The 14,464-nt window shown below is 72.2% G+C and carries 13 protein-coding genes and 1 pseudogene; 3 read left to right on the top strand and 11 right to left on the bottom strand.

What is annotated here, in order from left to right:
- Nucleotides 1–2 precede the first annotated feature (2 nt).
- The 3 genes from IF61_RS0115820 to IF61_RS0115810 all read right to left on the bottom strand — a co-directional run bounded on the left by IF61_RS0115820 (nucleotide 3) and on the right by IF61_RS0115810 (nucleotide 3,001).
- Nucleotides 3–653 (bottom strand): hypothetical protein, encoded by a 651-nt coding sequence (locus tag IF61_RS0115820; protein ID WP_030367033.1) that lies wholly within the window; start codon nucleotides 651–653, stop codon nucleotides 3–5.
- Between the two features lie 74 nt (nucleotides 654–727).
- On the bottom strand, nucleotides 728–1,402 hold the full coding sequence (locus IF61_RS0115815; RefSeq protein ID WP_030367032.1) for a GntR family transcriptional regulator: 675 nt from the start codon (nucleotides 1,400–1,402) through the stop codon (nucleotides 728–730).
- A gap of 243 nt (nucleotides 1,403–1,645) precedes the next feature.
- Complete coding sequence (locus IF61_RS0115810) at nucleotides 1,646–3,001, bottom strand: aspartate aminotransferase family protein (RefSeq protein WP_030367031.1); 1,356 nt, start codon at nucleotides 2,999–3,001, stop codon at nucleotides 1,646–1,648.
- A gap of 323 nt (nucleotides 3,002–3,324) precedes the next feature.
- On the opposite strand from IF61_RS0115810, the gene IF61_RS0115805 reads away from it, so the two are divergent.
- Nucleotides 3,325–3,528, top strand: a complete 204-nt coding sequence (locus IF61_RS0115805; protein ID WP_030367030.1) for a cold-shock protein — start codon at nucleotides 3,325–3,327, stop codon at nucleotides 3,526–3,528.
- Between the two features lie 136 nt (nucleotides 3,529–3,664).
- The gene (locus IF61_RS0115800) at nucleotides 3,665–5,470 is read left to right on the top strand and encodes a serine/threonine-protein kinase (RefSeq protein ID WP_030367029.1); all 1,806 of its coding nucleotides are present in this window, start codon (nucleotides 3,665–3,667) and stop codon (nucleotides 5,468–5,470) included.
- 77 nt (nucleotides 5,471–5,547) lie between these two features.
- Here IF61_RS0115800 and IF61_RS0115795 read toward each other — a convergent pair whose 3' ends face one another.
- Complete coding sequence (locus tag IF61_RS0115795; protein ID WP_030367028.1) at nucleotides 5,548–6,834, bottom strand: adenylosuccinate synthase; 1,287 nt, start codon at nucleotides 6,832–6,834, stop codon at nucleotides 5,548–5,550.
- A gap of 265 nt (nucleotides 6,835–7,099) precedes the next feature.
- On the opposite strand from IF61_RS0115795, the gene IF61_RS0115790 reads away from it, so the two are divergent.
- On the top strand, nucleotides 7,100–8,077 hold the full coding sequence (locus tag IF61_RS0115790; protein WP_078660235.1) for a diacylglycerol kinase: 978 nt from the start codon (nucleotides 7,100–7,102) through the stop codon (nucleotides 8,075–8,077).
- Between the two features lie 402 nt (nucleotides 8,078–8,479).
- On the opposite strand, the gene IF61_RS0115785 is transcribed toward IF61_RS0115790, so the two are convergent.
- The 7 genes and pseudogenes from IF61_RS0115785 to IF61_RS0115760 all read right to left on the bottom strand — a co-directional run bounded on the left by IF61_RS0115785 (nucleotide 8,480) and on the right by IF61_RS0115760 (nucleotide 14,357).
- A complete protein-coding gene (locus IF61_RS0115785) occupies nucleotides 8,480–9,139 on the bottom strand; it encodes a response regulator (protein WP_030367026.1) in 660 nt (219 codons plus the stop codon).
- Entirely contained in the window at nucleotides 9,136–10,419 is a 1,284-nt protein-coding gene (locus IF61_RS0115780; protein WP_052392736.1) for a sensor histidine kinase, read from the bottom strand. Before IF61_RS0115780 ends, IF61_RS0115785 begins: the two co-directional genes overlap by 4 nt.
- A gap of 109 nt (nucleotides 10,420–10,528) precedes the next feature.
- A complete protein-coding gene (locus IF61_RS0115775) occupies nucleotides 10,529–11,278 on the bottom strand; it encodes an alpha/beta hydrolase (RefSeq protein WP_030367024.1) in 750 nt (249 codons plus the stop codon).
- Nucleotides 11,275–12,495 (bottom strand): kynureninase, encoded by a 1,221-nt coding sequence (gene kynU / locus IF61_RS0115770; protein WP_030367023.1) that lies wholly within the window; start codon nucleotides 12,493–12,495, stop codon nucleotides 11,275–11,277. The genes IF61_RS0115775 and kynU overlap by 4 nt, the downstream gene beginning before the upstream one ends.
- Entirely contained in the window at nucleotides 12,488–13,315 is an 828-nt protein-coding gene (locus IF61_RS0115765; RefSeq protein ID WP_030367022.1) for a tryptophan 2,3-dioxygenase family protein, read from the bottom strand. The genes kynU and IF61_RS0115765 overlap by 8 nt, the downstream gene beginning before the upstream one ends.
- Nucleotides 13,316–13,363: 48 nt before the next feature.
- Nucleotides 13,364–13,489, bottom strand: a pseudogene (locus IF61_RS37580) (DUF397 domain-containing protein); the annotation flags it as partial.
- Nucleotides 13,446–14,357, bottom strand: coding sequence for a helix-turn-helix domain-containing protein (locus IF61_RS0115760; protein ID WP_342667997.1), 912 nt, complete (start codon nucleotides 14,355–14,357; stop codon nucleotides 13,446–13,448). The pseudogene IF61_RS37580 and the gene IF61_RS0115760, both read right to left, overlap by 44 nt.
- Nucleotides 14,358–14,464 lie beyond the last annotated feature (107 nt).

The following is a 14,464-nucleotide window of genomic DNA, read 5'->3' as shown; positions in this document are numbered from 1 at the left end:
CCTCAGCTGAAGACGATCATCGACCCCTGGCCCAGACTGCGCGTCGCCGCGGCGTGCAGCCCCAGCCAGACGTGCCGCTCCCGCGCGAACGGACTGTCGTCCTCCGGCCCGGGCGCCGCCCGCTCCTCCAGCCCCGTGGGCCGCTCCGGAGCGGCGGGCGCGGCAGGGGGGTTGCCGGGATCGATGCCCAGCACCGGTGCCACCGCATGCAGTTCGCGCAGCAGCCCCTGGCTGGACCCCAAGGGGCCGCCGCCCTCCAGGAGTTCGTCATTGGTCAGCGGGTGCGCGAAGTCCACCGGGACGTACGCGCCGGCGTGGTCGTAGTGCCACACCAGGTGGGACTGCTGCGCCGTGGTCTCGAACATCTCCAGCAACTGCTCGTAGTCCCCGCCCAGTTCGTCCACGGGCGTGACGGCGAGGCCGCACAGGTTGAGCATGTGGGCGCGGCGCAGGAAATGCAGCGCGTCGTAGTCGAAGCCCGCGACGGGCGCCACGTCGCCGGAGAGCCCCGGCATGTAGCCGAAGACCGGCACGGGCGGCAGCCCGGCCTCGCCCAGCGCCTTGTCGTACGCGGCGATCTCCTCGGCGAAGGGGTTGTCGGGGCTGTGGCACAGCACGTCTACGAGGGGGACCAGCCAGAGGTCACAGGCCACGTGAACTCGCTCTCGTTCGCGACGACACAACGTGATGCGATGGTCGAGCCAGAGTAGTGCTGCCGGGCCGGTTGTCATACCGGGCGGGAGGCCTCGATCAGTGCCAGGGAGTGCTGGTTGTACGCGGTGATGATCCGCTCCGCCTCGGCCGCGTTCTGCTGGGCCACGGCCTCGACGAGTGCGCTGTGGCCGCTCCACAGGCGGCCCCGGAGGGTGGGCATGCGGCGCAGCAGCGGGACCGTGAAGACCCAGCCCTGCACACGGACCGTATTGAGGAAGTCGGATATGTACGGGTTGCCGACGATTGCCGCGAGCTCGCGCCAGAAGCGGAGGTCGTAGCCGATGAGGATGTCCAGATCGCCCGCGGCGGCGGCCCGCGCGGCCTCCTCGGCCCGGCGCCGCACGGAGGCCAGCGCGGCCGGGGTGACGCTGCCCAGCGCGCGGTCCGGGGAACGGCGGAAGATGCCCTCGACGATCAGCGAACGGGCCTCGACCATGTCCCGGAAATCGGCGTACGTGAATTCGCGCACGCGGTAGCCCTTGTGCATCTCCGCGTCGAGCAGCCCTTGCGCGCACAGGTCGAGCAGCGCCTCGCGCACGGGTGTGGCCGAGACGCCGTACTGCTCGGCGATCTCCTTGACCGTGAACTGGCGGCCCGCGGGGAGCCGCCCCGCTATGACCTCGTCACGCAAGGCATCGGCGATCTGCTCGCGCAGCGTCGTGCGTCTGACAGCCTCGCTGCCCGGCATCTGTCTCCGTCTCCCCTTCCCCAGCCGCGCGCCATTCTGCGGGCGGCCCTCGCAAACGATATGCGAGGGCCGTCTTGGGCAATATGGCCGTGCGCACAGGAACGGGGCACGGTACCCCATGCGGGGTTGCGCCCTTACGAGTGGGCTCGGGTGGTTCAGCGCCGCCGGTCACCTTTGCGGGGGTTGCTCCCCCAGCTACCGCTGGGAGGTACCCCCAGCCGCGGCGGGAGGGAGTGCGTGGCGTCACACGGTGTACGCGTCGGCCACCGCCAAGGCCGCGTCGAGGATCACCAGGCCCTCCTTGGCCTCTTCCTCGGTGATCGTGCACGGCGGCACCACGTGGGTGCGGTTCATGTTCACGAACGGCCACAGGCCGTTCTTCTTGCAGGCGGCGGTGAACGCCGTCATCGCCTCGCCCGCCGCCGCGTACGGCACCAGCGGCTCGCGCGTGGCCCGGTCCCGGACCAGTTCCAGGGCCCAGAAGGCGCCCAGGCCGCGCACCTCGCCGATGCTCGGGTGCCGCTCGGCGAGCTCGCGCAGGCCGGGGCCGAGGACCTGCTCGCCGATCCGGGCGGCGTTCTCCACGATGCCCTCCTCGGCCATGGCGTTGATCGTCGCCACGGCGGAGGCGCAGGCCAGGGGGTGCCCGGAGTAGGTGAGCCCGCCGGGGTAGGGGCGCTCGTCGAAGGTGGCGGCGATCTCCGCTGAGATCGCGACGCCGCCGAGCGGCACGTAGCCGGAGTTGACGCCCTTGGCGAAGGTCAGCAGGTCGGGGACGACGCCGAAGTGGTCGGCGGCGAACCAGCGGCCCGTGCGGCCGAAGCCCGCCATGACCTCGTCGAGGACGAACACGATCCCGTAGCGGTCGCAGATCTCCCGCACGCCGGGGAGGTAGCCGGGCGGCGGGACCATGATCCCGGCCGTGCCGGGGACTGTCTCCAGGACGATCGCGGCGATCGTGGCCGGGCCCTCGAAGGCGATCGTGTCCTCCAGGTGCGAAAGCGCCCGCTCGCACTCCTGCTGCTCGCTGTCCGAGTGGAACGGCGAGCGGTAGAGGAAGGGCGCCCAGAAGTGCACCACGCCCGCCGAGGCGGTGTCGGAGGGCCAGCGGCGCGGGTCGCCGGTGAGGTTGATGGCCGCGGCGGTCGCGCCGTGGTACGAGCGGTAGGCGCTCAGGACCTTGGGCCGGCCCGTGTGCAGGCGGGCCATCCGTACGGCGTTCTCGACCGCCTCCGCACCGCCGTTGGTGAAGAAGATCTTGTCGAGGTCGCCGGGGGTGCGCTCGGCGATCAGCCGCGCGGCCTCGGACCGCACGTCCACCGCGAAGCCCGGCGCGATCGTGCACAGCCGCGCAGCCTGCTCCTGGATCGCGGCGACCACCTTGGGGTGTTGGTGGCCGATGTTGGTGTTGACGAGCTGGGAGGAGAAGTCGAGGTAGCGGTTGCCGTCGTAGTCCCAGAACCAGGAGCCCTCGGCGCCCGCGACGGCCAGCGGGTCGATGAGGCCCTGCGCGGACCAGGAGTGGAAGACGTGCGCTCGGTCGGCGGCCTTGACGGCGGCGCCTGCAGCGGGGTCGGCGGCGGGGTGCGGGGTGCTCACGGTCGGCTCCCTGGTGCTCGGGCGGGCTCTGGGACGGGCAACGGCCAGCGTAGGCAGGCCCGGAGCGGCCCGACACCGGCACTGTGTACGGCTCTTGCCGCCCCCGGCGACACACTGCCGGGCCGCGCGGCACGCCGCGTCAACCGGAGAGTTCGCAAATTCCGCGAACGGGACGAGCCGCGTGCTACGGTCATTTTCCGTTGCAGTTATGGACCCGTCATATGCGCGCCTGAAGGTCTGCGACCTTCAGGCGCTGCTGTGTTTGGCTACTGCGCTTTTTAGGTGCCCGGAATTCCGGCACCGCCGCCATCGAGGAGATCATCTTGGCTACCGGCATCGTGAAGTGGTTCAACTCCGAAAAGGGATTCGGCTTCATCGCCCAGGACGGCGGCGGCGCTGACGTCTTCGCCCACTACTCCAACATCGCTACCCAGGGGTTCCGGGAACTGCAGGAGGGCCAGAAGGTCACCTTCGACGTCACCCAGGGCCAGAAGGGCCCCCAGGCGGAGAACATCATTCCCGCCTGACCCCGCTCCCCGGCCCGCGCCGGGGCCGCCGGCGGTCCGGACCGGGGCCACGTACTTTCCGAGTGCGGGGTCCCGGTTCTTTGTACTCCCGCTATTCTCCGCAAGGAAAACACGGGGGACACGGAGGACCTGACCCATGGACAGTCTGAGGCCGGACGATCCACGCACACTCGGCGCGTACCGGCTGCTCGGGCGGCTCGGATCGGGCGGCATGGGCCGCGTCTATCTGGCCCGCTCCGACCGGGGACGCACGGTGGCCGTCAAGCTCGTCCACCGCGAGCTGGCCGGCCAGGAGGAGTTCCGGCGGCGCTTCCGCCAGGAGGTGCGCAGCGCCCGCCAGGTCGGCGGCGAGTGGACCGCGCCCGTCCTCGACGCGGACACCGAGGCCGAAGTCCCCTGGGTCGCCACCGGCTACATCGCCGGGCCGTCCCTGCGGCAGGTCGTGGACCGGGACTTCGGGCCGCTGCCCGAGCGGTCCGTGCGCATCCTCGGCGCCGGTCTCGCGCGCGCCCTGCAGGCCGTCCACGCCGCGGGCATCGTCCACCGCGACCTCAAGCCGTCCAACGTGCTCGTCACCCTCGACGGCCCGCGCGTCATCGACTTCGGCATCGCCCGCGCCCTGGAGACCGTCGCCGACGGCGACGGCCTCACCCGTACCGGCGCGGCCGTCGGCTCCCCCGGCTTCATGTCGCCCGAGCAGGTGCGCGGCGGCGCGGTCACGCCCGCCAGCGACGTCTTCTGCCTCGGCTCGGTGCTGGCCTACGCGGCCACCGGCCGGATGCCGTTCGGCACGGCGGACAGCGGCGTGCACGCCCTCATGTACCGGATCGCGGAGGAGCAGCCGGACCTGACCGGGGTGCCGGCCGGACTGCGCCCGCTCATCACGTCGTTCCTCGCCAAGGACCCGCAGGAGCGGCCGACGCCCGCGCAGGTCCTGGAGGTCACCGGCGTCGAGGAGGTGATCGGCGAGCTGCGCTCCGCGGAGCCCTGGCTGCCGGCCGGCCTCGTCGCCCAGCTCGGGCGGCACGCCGTCCAGTTGCTGGACGTGGAGGAGCCCGTCCGGGACCCCGCTCCGGCGGGTGACGGGCACGCGCCGACGGCGATATCCCCGGCGGCGCCCCTGTCTCCGGCGCAGCCGCAGCCGCCCGTGCGGCAGGATCCGCCGACCGTCACCGCGGGAAGCACGCCGCCCCCTGCGCCGCACGCGTCGCAGCCCCTGCCGCCGCCCGCGCCCGCCCCGGCCCCTTACGGATATCCGCAGCAGGGCCCCTACGGCCACGCCCCCGGCCCGCACGACTCGGGCAGCACGTACGTCACCGGTTACGTGCCCTACGGGCCTCCCGCGCCGCGCCGTTCGCGGACGCCGGTCATCCTCGCCGCCGTGGTGGCCGCCGGGCTGATCGCAGGAGGAGGAACGGTCTTCCTGCTCAAGCAGAACGGCGCGAAGGACCACGCTTCCGGGTCGGCCGGCTCCTCCTCGCAGGCCGCCTCCCCCGGCACGACGGGCCCGTCCTCCGCCCCGGCCACGGGGTCCTCACCCGCGCCCGCCACGAGCCCGAGCACCGGCGCGGACGGTGACACCACCGGGCCCCAGGCGTTCGCCGGCACCTGGCAGTCCGGCTTCGGCGGCGGCGCCCGCGCCAACAACCGGGCCATCACCATCGCCCGGGGCACGAACGCCGCCGTCACGATCGACGGGAGCGGCGTCCTCGACGACGGCACCCCGTACACCTGCCAGTGGCAGACCACGGCGAGCGGCGGCGGCACCGCCGGCTCCCCGCTGCACCTCGGCCCGTCCCGGGTCACCCACGCGAACCCCGCCTCGGCCTGCCAGCCCGGCTCCGCCTCGGACCTCGTCCTGCTGCCGGACGGACGGATGCGGCGCGACTTTGTCGACTCCGGCACGAAAGACGCCTCGCTGGTCTACCGGAAAACCGGCTGATACCCGAAGATCGCCTGAACGCGACGGCGCCCCGGTGGCCGAAAGCCACCGGGGCGCCGCGCGTCCGTACAGGGTGCCTACGAAAGGAACGAGTTGATCTCGATCGTCTCGTCGCGGCCCGGGCCCACGCCGATCGCGGAGATCGGCGCGCCCGACATCTCCTCCAGCGCCTTCACGTACGCCTGCGCGTTCTTCGGCAGGTCCGAGAAGGTCTTCGCCTTGGAGATGTCCTCGCTCCAGCCCGGCAGCATCTCGTAGACCGGCTTCGCGTGGTGGAAGTCGCTCTGGCTGTAGGGCAGCTCCTCGACCCGCTTGCCGTCGATCTCGTACGCGACGCAGACCGGGATCTGCTCCCAGCCGGTGAGCACGTCGAGCTTGGTGAGGAAGAAGTCCGTCAGGCCGTTGACGCGGGTGGCGTAGCGGGCGATGACCGCGTCGAACCAGCCGCAGCGGCGGTCACGGCCGGTGGTCACACCGCGCTCGCCGCCGATGGTGCGCAGCGCCTCGCCGTCCTTGTCGAACAGCTCGGTCGGGAACGGACCGGCGCCGACGCGCGTGGTGTAGGCCTTGAGGATGCCGATCACGCGGTTGATCTTCGTCGGGCCCACGCCCGTACCCGTGCAGGCGCCGCCCGCGGTCGGGTTCGAGGAGGTGACGAAGGGGTACGTGCCGTGGTCGACGTCGAGCAGCGTGCCCTGGCCGCCCTCGAAGAGGACGACCTTGCCCTCGTCGATGGCGTTGTTCAGGATCAGCGTGGTGTCCGCGACGAACGGCTTGATCTGCTCGGCGTAGCCCAGCATCTCGTCGACGATCTGGGCGACGTCGATCGCGCGGCGGTTGTAGAGCTTCGCCAGGATCTGGTTCTTGAAGTCGAGGGCAGCCTCGACCTTCTGCGTCAGGATCGACTCGTCGTAGAGGTCCTGGACGCGGATGCCCACGCGGTTGATCTTGTCCGCGTAGGTCGGGCCGATGCCGCGGCCGGTGGTGCCGATCTTCCGCTTGCCGAGGAAGCGTTCCGTCACCTTGTCGACCGTCGTGTGGTACGGCGTGATCAGGTGAGCGTTACCGCTGAGCAGCAGCTTGGACGTGTCGACGCCGCGCTCGTTCAGCCCGCTCAGCTCGGAGAGCAGGACCGCCGGGTCGACGACCACACCGTTGCCGATGACCGGGGTACACCCCGGCGAGAGGATCCCGGAAGGGAGGAGGTGCAGCGCGTATTTCTGGTCGCCGACGACCACCGTGTGGCCGGCGTTGTTGCCACCTTGGTAGCGCACCACATAGTCCACAGATCCACCGAGGAGATCGGTGGCCTTTCCCTTGCCCTCGTCACCCCACTGAGCACCGAGCAGCACAAGTGCGGGCACAGGCGTACACCCCTTCCGGGCGGGGCATGTCCAACGTGCGTGGTGGTGTCACCCCGCTTGCTCAGGGCGTACACCACCGCTAGAGCCGTCGAACCGGTGCCCCGGATAGACGAAGCCCCTGGCGCAACAGCGACAGGGGCTCTTGCACCGAGAGATTACCGAATATTTCGCTCGGGGGACGAACAGAAAGACCCAGGGCCCCGGGTCGCGACCGGGGGTCCGGGGGTCGTGCCCCGGGAAAAACAGCACCTGAGGAAGGACCGAGGTGTCGGCTCCAGACCCCAGCGAGCAGGCTCTGCTCGTGGTCATCGACCCGGTCGCCCGCCGCGTGGACGGCGAGTCCGTACGGATCGCGAGGGACGTGCTCCGCGGCGGCGCAGCGACCAAGATCTGTCTGCCGGAAGGGCCCGAGGAGGTCGAGCGCGCCCTGGCCCGGCGCGGCCGGCGACGGCCGGTGGTCATCGGCGACGACCGCGCCCTGCTGCACGTGGTGACTGTCCTGCACCGCCGCCGCGAGCTGGCGGACGTGCCAGTGTCCGTCGTGCCCGTGGGGCCTCTGCCGGCCGTCTCCCTGGCCCGGACGCTGGGGGTGCCCCTGGGGCCCGTCGCGGCCGCCCGGGCCGTCCTGGACGGCCTGGAGCGCCCTCTGGACCTGCTTGTGGACGACAGCGGCGGCGTGGTCCTCGGCGGGGTGTGGATCCCGGGCGGCGGGGACGGGCCGGACGCGTCTGCGGGGTCGCCGGTGCCGGCTGGGCCGAACGGGTCTGCGGAGGCGAGTGAGGGCGGCGCGGAGGACGCGGATCCCGCGGGCGCGGGCTCCGGCCCGGGTTGCGCGACCGCGGAAGGCGTGCCCGGCGGAAGTGGCGAAGGTCACCAGCCGTGGTGGTCCCCGGCCGCGCGCACGGCCCGCTCCGCGCTCACCCTGCTGACCGGTCCCGCGGCCGCGGGCCGCGTTCCCGTGCCCGGCTGCACCCGGCTGCGGATCGAGGCCGACGGGGAGCTGGTCACCGACCTCGACCGGCCGGTCACCCGCGTCTCCCTGACCGCCGCGGACGGCGGCCTCGCGGAGCTCGCTGTCCACACCCACGACGCCGACGTCCCCCTGCGCTCCCGCGCCCGCCGCGTCACCGTCTCCGGTCCCGCGTTCCGCTACCGCGCGGACAACGTGCTGGCGGGGCCGGTGCGGCGGCGTACGTGGACGGCGGCGCCGGGGGGATGGCGGCTCACGCTGCCGCGGGTGTAGCCGTCCGGCGGGTCATGCGGACGTGCGGGGCGTGCCCCGCGGGTCATTCGGACGTACGGGCCATGGCGGCCGGTCATTCCGCCGGACCCGCGCCGCGGGGGTGATCCGCCGTTGCGGCGGGTTTTCCTTGCCGCGGCGGCGCGCCGGCCGACGACAGCGCGGCTCGGGCGGCGGACCGCGCAGGCCGCGGTGGGCGGTCATTCCACCGGGCCCGCGCCGTCGGGGTGATTCGCCGTTGCGGCGGGGCTTTTTCTTCCGCTGCGGTGGTGAGCTGAGCGGGTTTCCTTGCTGCGGCGGTGAGCCGGGCGGCGGACGGCCGCAGGACCCGGTGGGCGGTCATTCCGCCGGGCCCGCGCCGTCGGGGCGGCCTAGGCGCGTGCCCGTCGCAAGGCGCCCCGCCCCTCAGCCGCCCGGGGTCACCAAGCCCGCCTCGTACGCGAAGACCGCCGCCTGCGTCCGGTCGCGCAGGCCGAGCTTCACCAGGATGCGGCTGACGTGCGTCTTGACCGTGGACTCGGCGACCACGAGGTGCGCGGCGATCTCCGAGTTGGAGCGGCCCTGCGCGACCAGCACCAGCACCTCCGTCTCCCGCTCGGTCAGCTCGCCCACGCGCTCCTGCGTGGGCGGCTTGGGCGCGCCCAGCCGGGAGAACTCCTGGATGAGGCGCTTGGTGACCGTCGGCGCCAGCAGCGCCTCGCCGGCGGCGACCACGCGCACGCCGTCCGCGAGCTGCCGCGCCGAGGCGTCCTTGAGCAGGAAGCCGCTCGCTCCGGCCCGCAGCGCCTGGTAGACGTACTCGTCCAGGTCGAAGGTCGTCAGGACCAGCACCTTCGCGTCCGCGTCGGCGGCGACGATCTCCCGGGTGGCCTCCAGGCCGTTGAGGACGGGCATCCGGATGTCCATCAGGACGACGTCGGGGCGCAGGGTGGCGACCTTTTCCACAGCCTCCCTGCCGTCGACCGCCTCGCCCACGACCTCGATGTCGGGCATGGCGTTCAGCAGGACCGAGAAGCCCTCGCGGACCATCATCTGATCGTCAACGATCATCACGCGAATGGTCATGCGGCGGCCTCGCCCGGCTCCACGGGGAGGAACGCGGCGACCTCGTAGCCGCCGTCCGCCGTCGCCTCGGCCGTCATCGCGCCGCCGAGCATCGCCACGCGCTCGCGCATGCCGAGGACGCCGTGGCCGGCGCCGGGCGAGGGCTTCGCCAGCCGGTTCGGCGCGCCGTTGACCACGCGCAGGCCGAGGCCGCCCAGGACGTAGCTCACCTCGACGCGGGCCTCGGCGCCCGGGGCGTGCCGCAGGACGTTGCTGAGCGCCTCCTGGACGATCCGGTACGCCGACAGCTCCACGCCCTGCGGCAGCGGCCGCACGGCGCCCGTCGTCACGTGCTCGACGGCCAGCCCGGCCGAGCGGATGTTGCCGAGCAGCGCGGGAAGGGCCTCCAGGGTGGGCTGCGGGGCCTCCGGGTCGGCGAACGCGTCGGGGTTCTCCGACCGTACGACGCCGAGGATTCTGCGCAGCTCCGTGAGCGCCGCCACGGCGTTCTCCCGGATCGTCTGGAACGCGGCCGCGAGCTCGGGCGGGGTGTCCTGGACGCGGTACGGGGCGGCCTCCGCCTGGATGGCGACGACCGACATGTGGTGCGCGACGACGTCGTGCAGCTCCCGGGCGATGGTGGTGCGCTCCTCCAGCACGGTGCGGCGGGAGCGCTCGACCTCGGTGACGGCCGTCTGCACGGCGACCTGCTGCTTGGTCTCGCGCAGCCCGCGCACGGAGAGCACGGCGATCATCACGACCGTGAACAGGGCGAACATCTCGAAGAGGTCGGAGCCCGGGTAGCCGCCGTACGGGCGGAAGGCCTGGAGGAAGAACGTCAGGAAGATGCCGGACGCGGCGGTGAGCACCAGCATCTCGACCGCGACGCGGGGCCGCGTCCGCAGGGCCACGAACAGCACGACCATCAGGTACGTGACGAAGTTGACCGACGAGTCGCCCATGCCGTAACCGCTGAGGAAGACGCCCGAGAACAGCATCCCTCCCAGGGAGAGCCACCAGGCGCCGACCGGCCGGAGCATCGTCATGATCAGCGGTGCGCCGACGAACAGCCCCGCGTAGCCGAGCCCGGACACGCCGCCTATGCGCTCGGCGGTCGCGAGCGTGACGAAGCACGCGAAGAGGGTGAGGGCGCCGTGCGGGAACCAGCGTGCGTACCGCCGGGCGCGCACCGGCAGCCGGCGCACCCACCCGCGCTCGGTGGGGAGCGGCGGCAGCGGGCGGAACGCGAAGGCGTCGGTGAAGAGGTCCTCGCGCAGCCTGTGGAGGGCAGTCTTCGCCATGCGCAGCTCGTTGCCCGGGTGGGTGTCATGGGTGTCGGTCACACCATCAACCGTAGGCAACCGGATTTCGTAGGGCGTCCCCATGAATGGGGATCTCCGGGGGTCCTCCTTAAGACGGACAGGGGGAGGCCGAGGGGCGTCCCAGCGCGGCCAGCAGGGCCTCGTACGCCGCCGTGCCCGGCGTGATCGCGGCGTAGTGGCCGGTGCCCGGGAGGACCCGCAGCGTCACGTTGCTCCCCGCGGCCGCCGCGTAGGACCGGGACAGCTCCAGGGGGACGTCCGGGTCCGCGTCGCCATGGAGGACGGTCACGCGGACACCGGCGGGCGGGCGCAGGACCGGGTCCGCCTCCGGGTGGTGCCCACCGCCCAGGAACTCCTCCACAGCTCCTCCGCTCAGCCCCAGCTCCCGCGCCCGGGCGAGGTCGGCCACAGGAGCCACGGCGATCACGGCGTCCACGCCGGCGGCCTCGCTCGCCGCGCACAGCGCGAGGTGCCCGCCCGCGGAGTGGCCCACCAGCACGTGCCGGGCCGGGCCGCTGCCGCTGCGGATCGCCGCGGCGCGGACGATGTCCTCGTACGTCTGCGGCCAGCCTCCGCCGCCGCCCGGCCCGACGCGGCGGTACTCCGCGAGGGTCACCTCCACACCCTGCGCGGCCAGTGCCGCCGCGAGGGGCGCGAGGTGGCGGCGGTCGTACGCCTCGCGCCAGAACCCGCCGTGCAGCAACGTCACCCGTATCCCGGCCGGCGGCCCGGCCGGGAGGTGGAGGTCGACGACCTGGCTGGGGTGCGGGCCGTAGGGCACGGTCGCGTCGGGCGGCGCGTAGGGCAGGCCGAACAGGGCGTCCTCCTCGGCCGTCACCGCCGGGCCTCTTCCATCGCTCCGATGGCCTCGCCGAGCACGCGCGCGGCCCGTTCCGCATCCGCGAAGCGCGTGTAGAGCGGCGTGAAGCCGAACCGGAGGATGTCCGGGCGCCGGAAGTCGCCGACGACACCGCGGCGGATGAGCTCCGCCATGACCTCACCGGCTCCGGGCCCGTACCGCAGCGACACCTGGCTGCCCCGCTCGCCGTGCGCCTCCGGCGTCACGGACGCGACGCGGCCCTCCGGCACGTACGCGGCGGCGCAGCGCAGGAAGAAGTCCGTGAGGGCGAGGCTCTTGGCGCGGACGGCCGCGAGGTCCACGCCGTCCCAGACGCCGAGCGCGGCGTCGAGGGCGAGGAGGGAGAGGATCTCCGGGGTGCCGACGCGGCCGCGGACCGCGCCGCCGGCGGGGGCGTAGGCGGGGTCCATGGAAAAGGGATCGGCGTGGGAGTTCCAGCCGGGGAGCGGTGAGTCGAAGCGGTCCTGCAGGGCGCGGCGCACGTAGAGGAAGGCGGGCGCGCCGGGGCCGCCGTTCAGGTACTTGTACGTGCAGCCGACCGCGAAGTCCGCCCCGTCGGCGTCGAGCCGGACGGGCAGGGCGCCCGCGCTGTGGCACAGGTCCCACACGGTGCGCGCGCCGGCGGCACGGAGGGCGGCCGTGGTGCCGAGCAGGTCGTGGAGGCGGCCCGTGCGGTAGTCGACGTGGTTGACGAGGGCGACGGCCGTGCGGGGACCGGCCTCGCGGGCCATGTCCGCCGCGGCGACGGCGCGGATCCGGCAGCCGGTCATGCGGGCGGCGGAGCGGGCGATGTAGCCGTCAGTGGGGAAGGTGGCGGCGTCCACGAGCACTTCGTCCCGCGATGCCGTGTCCGCCAGGCGGATCGCCGCCACCACGGCCTTGAAGACGTTGACGCTCGTGGAGTCGCCGGCGACGACCTGCCCCGGGGCGGCGCCGACCAGCCGGCCGAGGCGGTCGCCGACGCGCTCCGGGGCCGTCCACCAGCCGGACTCCTCCCAGGAGCGGATGCCCAGGCGCCCCCACTCGCGGCCGACCACGTCGGCGAGGCGGCCGGCGACGCCGCGCGGCGGGGCGCCCAGGGAGTTCCCGTCGAGGTAGACGATGTCGTCGTCAAGGTCGAACTCGGCGCGCTTGGCAGCCAGTCCGTCGGCGGCGTCGAGAGCGGCGGCTTCCTTGACCAGGACCGCCTCAGACACGGCTGCGCGCCGTCCACAGTTCGGGGAACACGTTCTTCGTGGCCCGCTTCTCCAGCCAGGCGACCCCCGGCGAGCCGCCGGTGCCCACCTTCGCGCCCATGGCCCGGCGCGTGGCCACCAAGTGGTCGTTGCGCCAGCGCCAGACGAGCTCCGCGACCTCCGTCAGCGCCTCCCCCAGGCGGCACTCCTCACTGCCCTGGTCCCCGGCGTATATCCGCTCCCAGACCGCCTCGACCGCCGGGTCGGCGGCGTACCGCTCGGAGACATCGCGGTCGAGGACGGCCGCGGGTATCGCATGGCCGCGGCGCGCGAGATGGCGCAGCACCTCGTCGTACAGGCTGGGTGCGTACAGCGCCTTCTCCAGCTCGGCGTGGATCTGCGGCGCGCCCTGGTGCGGCACGAGCATGGCCGCGGACTTGTCGCCGAGGAGGAACTCCAGCCGCCGGTGCATGGCCGACTGGAAGCCGGACGCGTCCCCCAGGGCGGAGCGGAAGGCGTTGAACTGGGCCGGGGTGAGGTGCGCCAGCGGCTCCCAACTGGCGTTGAGGGACTGCAACTCGTACGTGGAGCGCTTCAGGGCGGCCATCGCCACCGGCAGGTCGTCCTCGCGCAGGGCGCGCGCGGCGGTCTCCCATTCGTGCACGATGACTCTGAACCAGAGCTCCATCACCTGCGTGGTGACGAGGAAGGACATCTCCCCGGGATCCTCGGAGAGCGGCTCCTGAAGGCTGCTGAGCAGGGACGCCCGCACATAGTCCTCGTACGGGGTGGTGCCGGTGAAGTGCAGGTTGGGTGCGGTGTCCTGTGGGTCGGAAGTCATCTCGTCTCCCCTGCCGTCGCTCCCGGGTTCGCCGGGCCACTGCGGCGATCATCCGGGCCGATGGGTGCTGACGGCAAGGGTCGTTATGAACGTGGACCACGCTGCGGCCGAGACGGCTATGACCGGGCCGTCAGGGTTCTTGCTGTCCCGGACGGGAACGAGGCCGGACGAGGCGAGGACGGGGGCCCATTCGACGCACTCCCCTTCGCCTTCGCTGTAACTGGACTTCGCCCATATCGCGTTGCGGATGTCGCTGATTCTCATGGGTATACGCCTCCATCGCATGGCGGATGAGGGAGACGGAGTCATCGCGCGGGAGGGCGTCGGCGCGCAGATGCTCGTACGCTGCCCGCCATTTGGTGACCACTTCCGCGGAGTCCTCCACCTGCCCCCACGTGTAGTTATCCGTGTACAGGACTTCACTCCCGTCCCGTCGCGTCAGCACGATAAACGGTGTCCCGCGAGGGGGAGTGCCCGCACCGGCCGGGAACACTTGCAGGTCGATGTGCGGGGACTCTGCTGCTACTACGAGATGCGCCAGCTGTCCCCGCATGACATCCGGCCCACCCACGCCGGACCACAGGACCGCCTCGTGCAGGATCACCCACAATGACGGTGGATTGGAGTCGGCGAACAGCTCCTTGCGCCGCATTCGGCCCTCTACGCGCTGCGCGATTTGCACTGCGCTCTCCTCCGGATGCGCGGCACGATAAACAGCTTCGGCATACTCCGGCGTCTGCAGTAGGCCCATGACGAAGAGGGTTGAGTAGCCGCAGATCGCCTCGGCCTCACGCTCAAGTTCCAGATAGGGGATGAACCAGACGGGATTGCCCCAGTCGGCCGCCCTGCGCCGCATCCGCGCGTAGATCCCGGGCGTGCCGAACACCACGTCACACTGCTCAGCGAACTGCGCGGACGCGATCTGCCGCCCCGTCTCGACCTTACTGACATAGGGCTGCTGGAAGTGCAGCTCTCCCGCCAGCTTCGCCTGGGACCATCCCCGCGATTCGCGCGCGTGTTTGATCTCCTCGCCGAAGGTCACAACTGGTGACTCGTACCTCTCACCCATGCATCCAACCCCCCGCATTCCAAAGGCGTTTGGCATCCAAAATAGTCTTCTCCGCGGCACCACGGCGGTGGATTCTGGGG

Source organism: Streptomyces roseoverticillatus, from assembly GCF_000719265.1.
In the GTDB taxonomy this organism is placed as follows: Bacteria; Actinomycetota; Actinomycetes; order Streptomycetales; family Streptomycetaceae; genus Streptomyces; species Streptomyces roseoverticillatus.
This window is presented reverse-complemented; position numbering and strand designations above follow the sequence as displayed.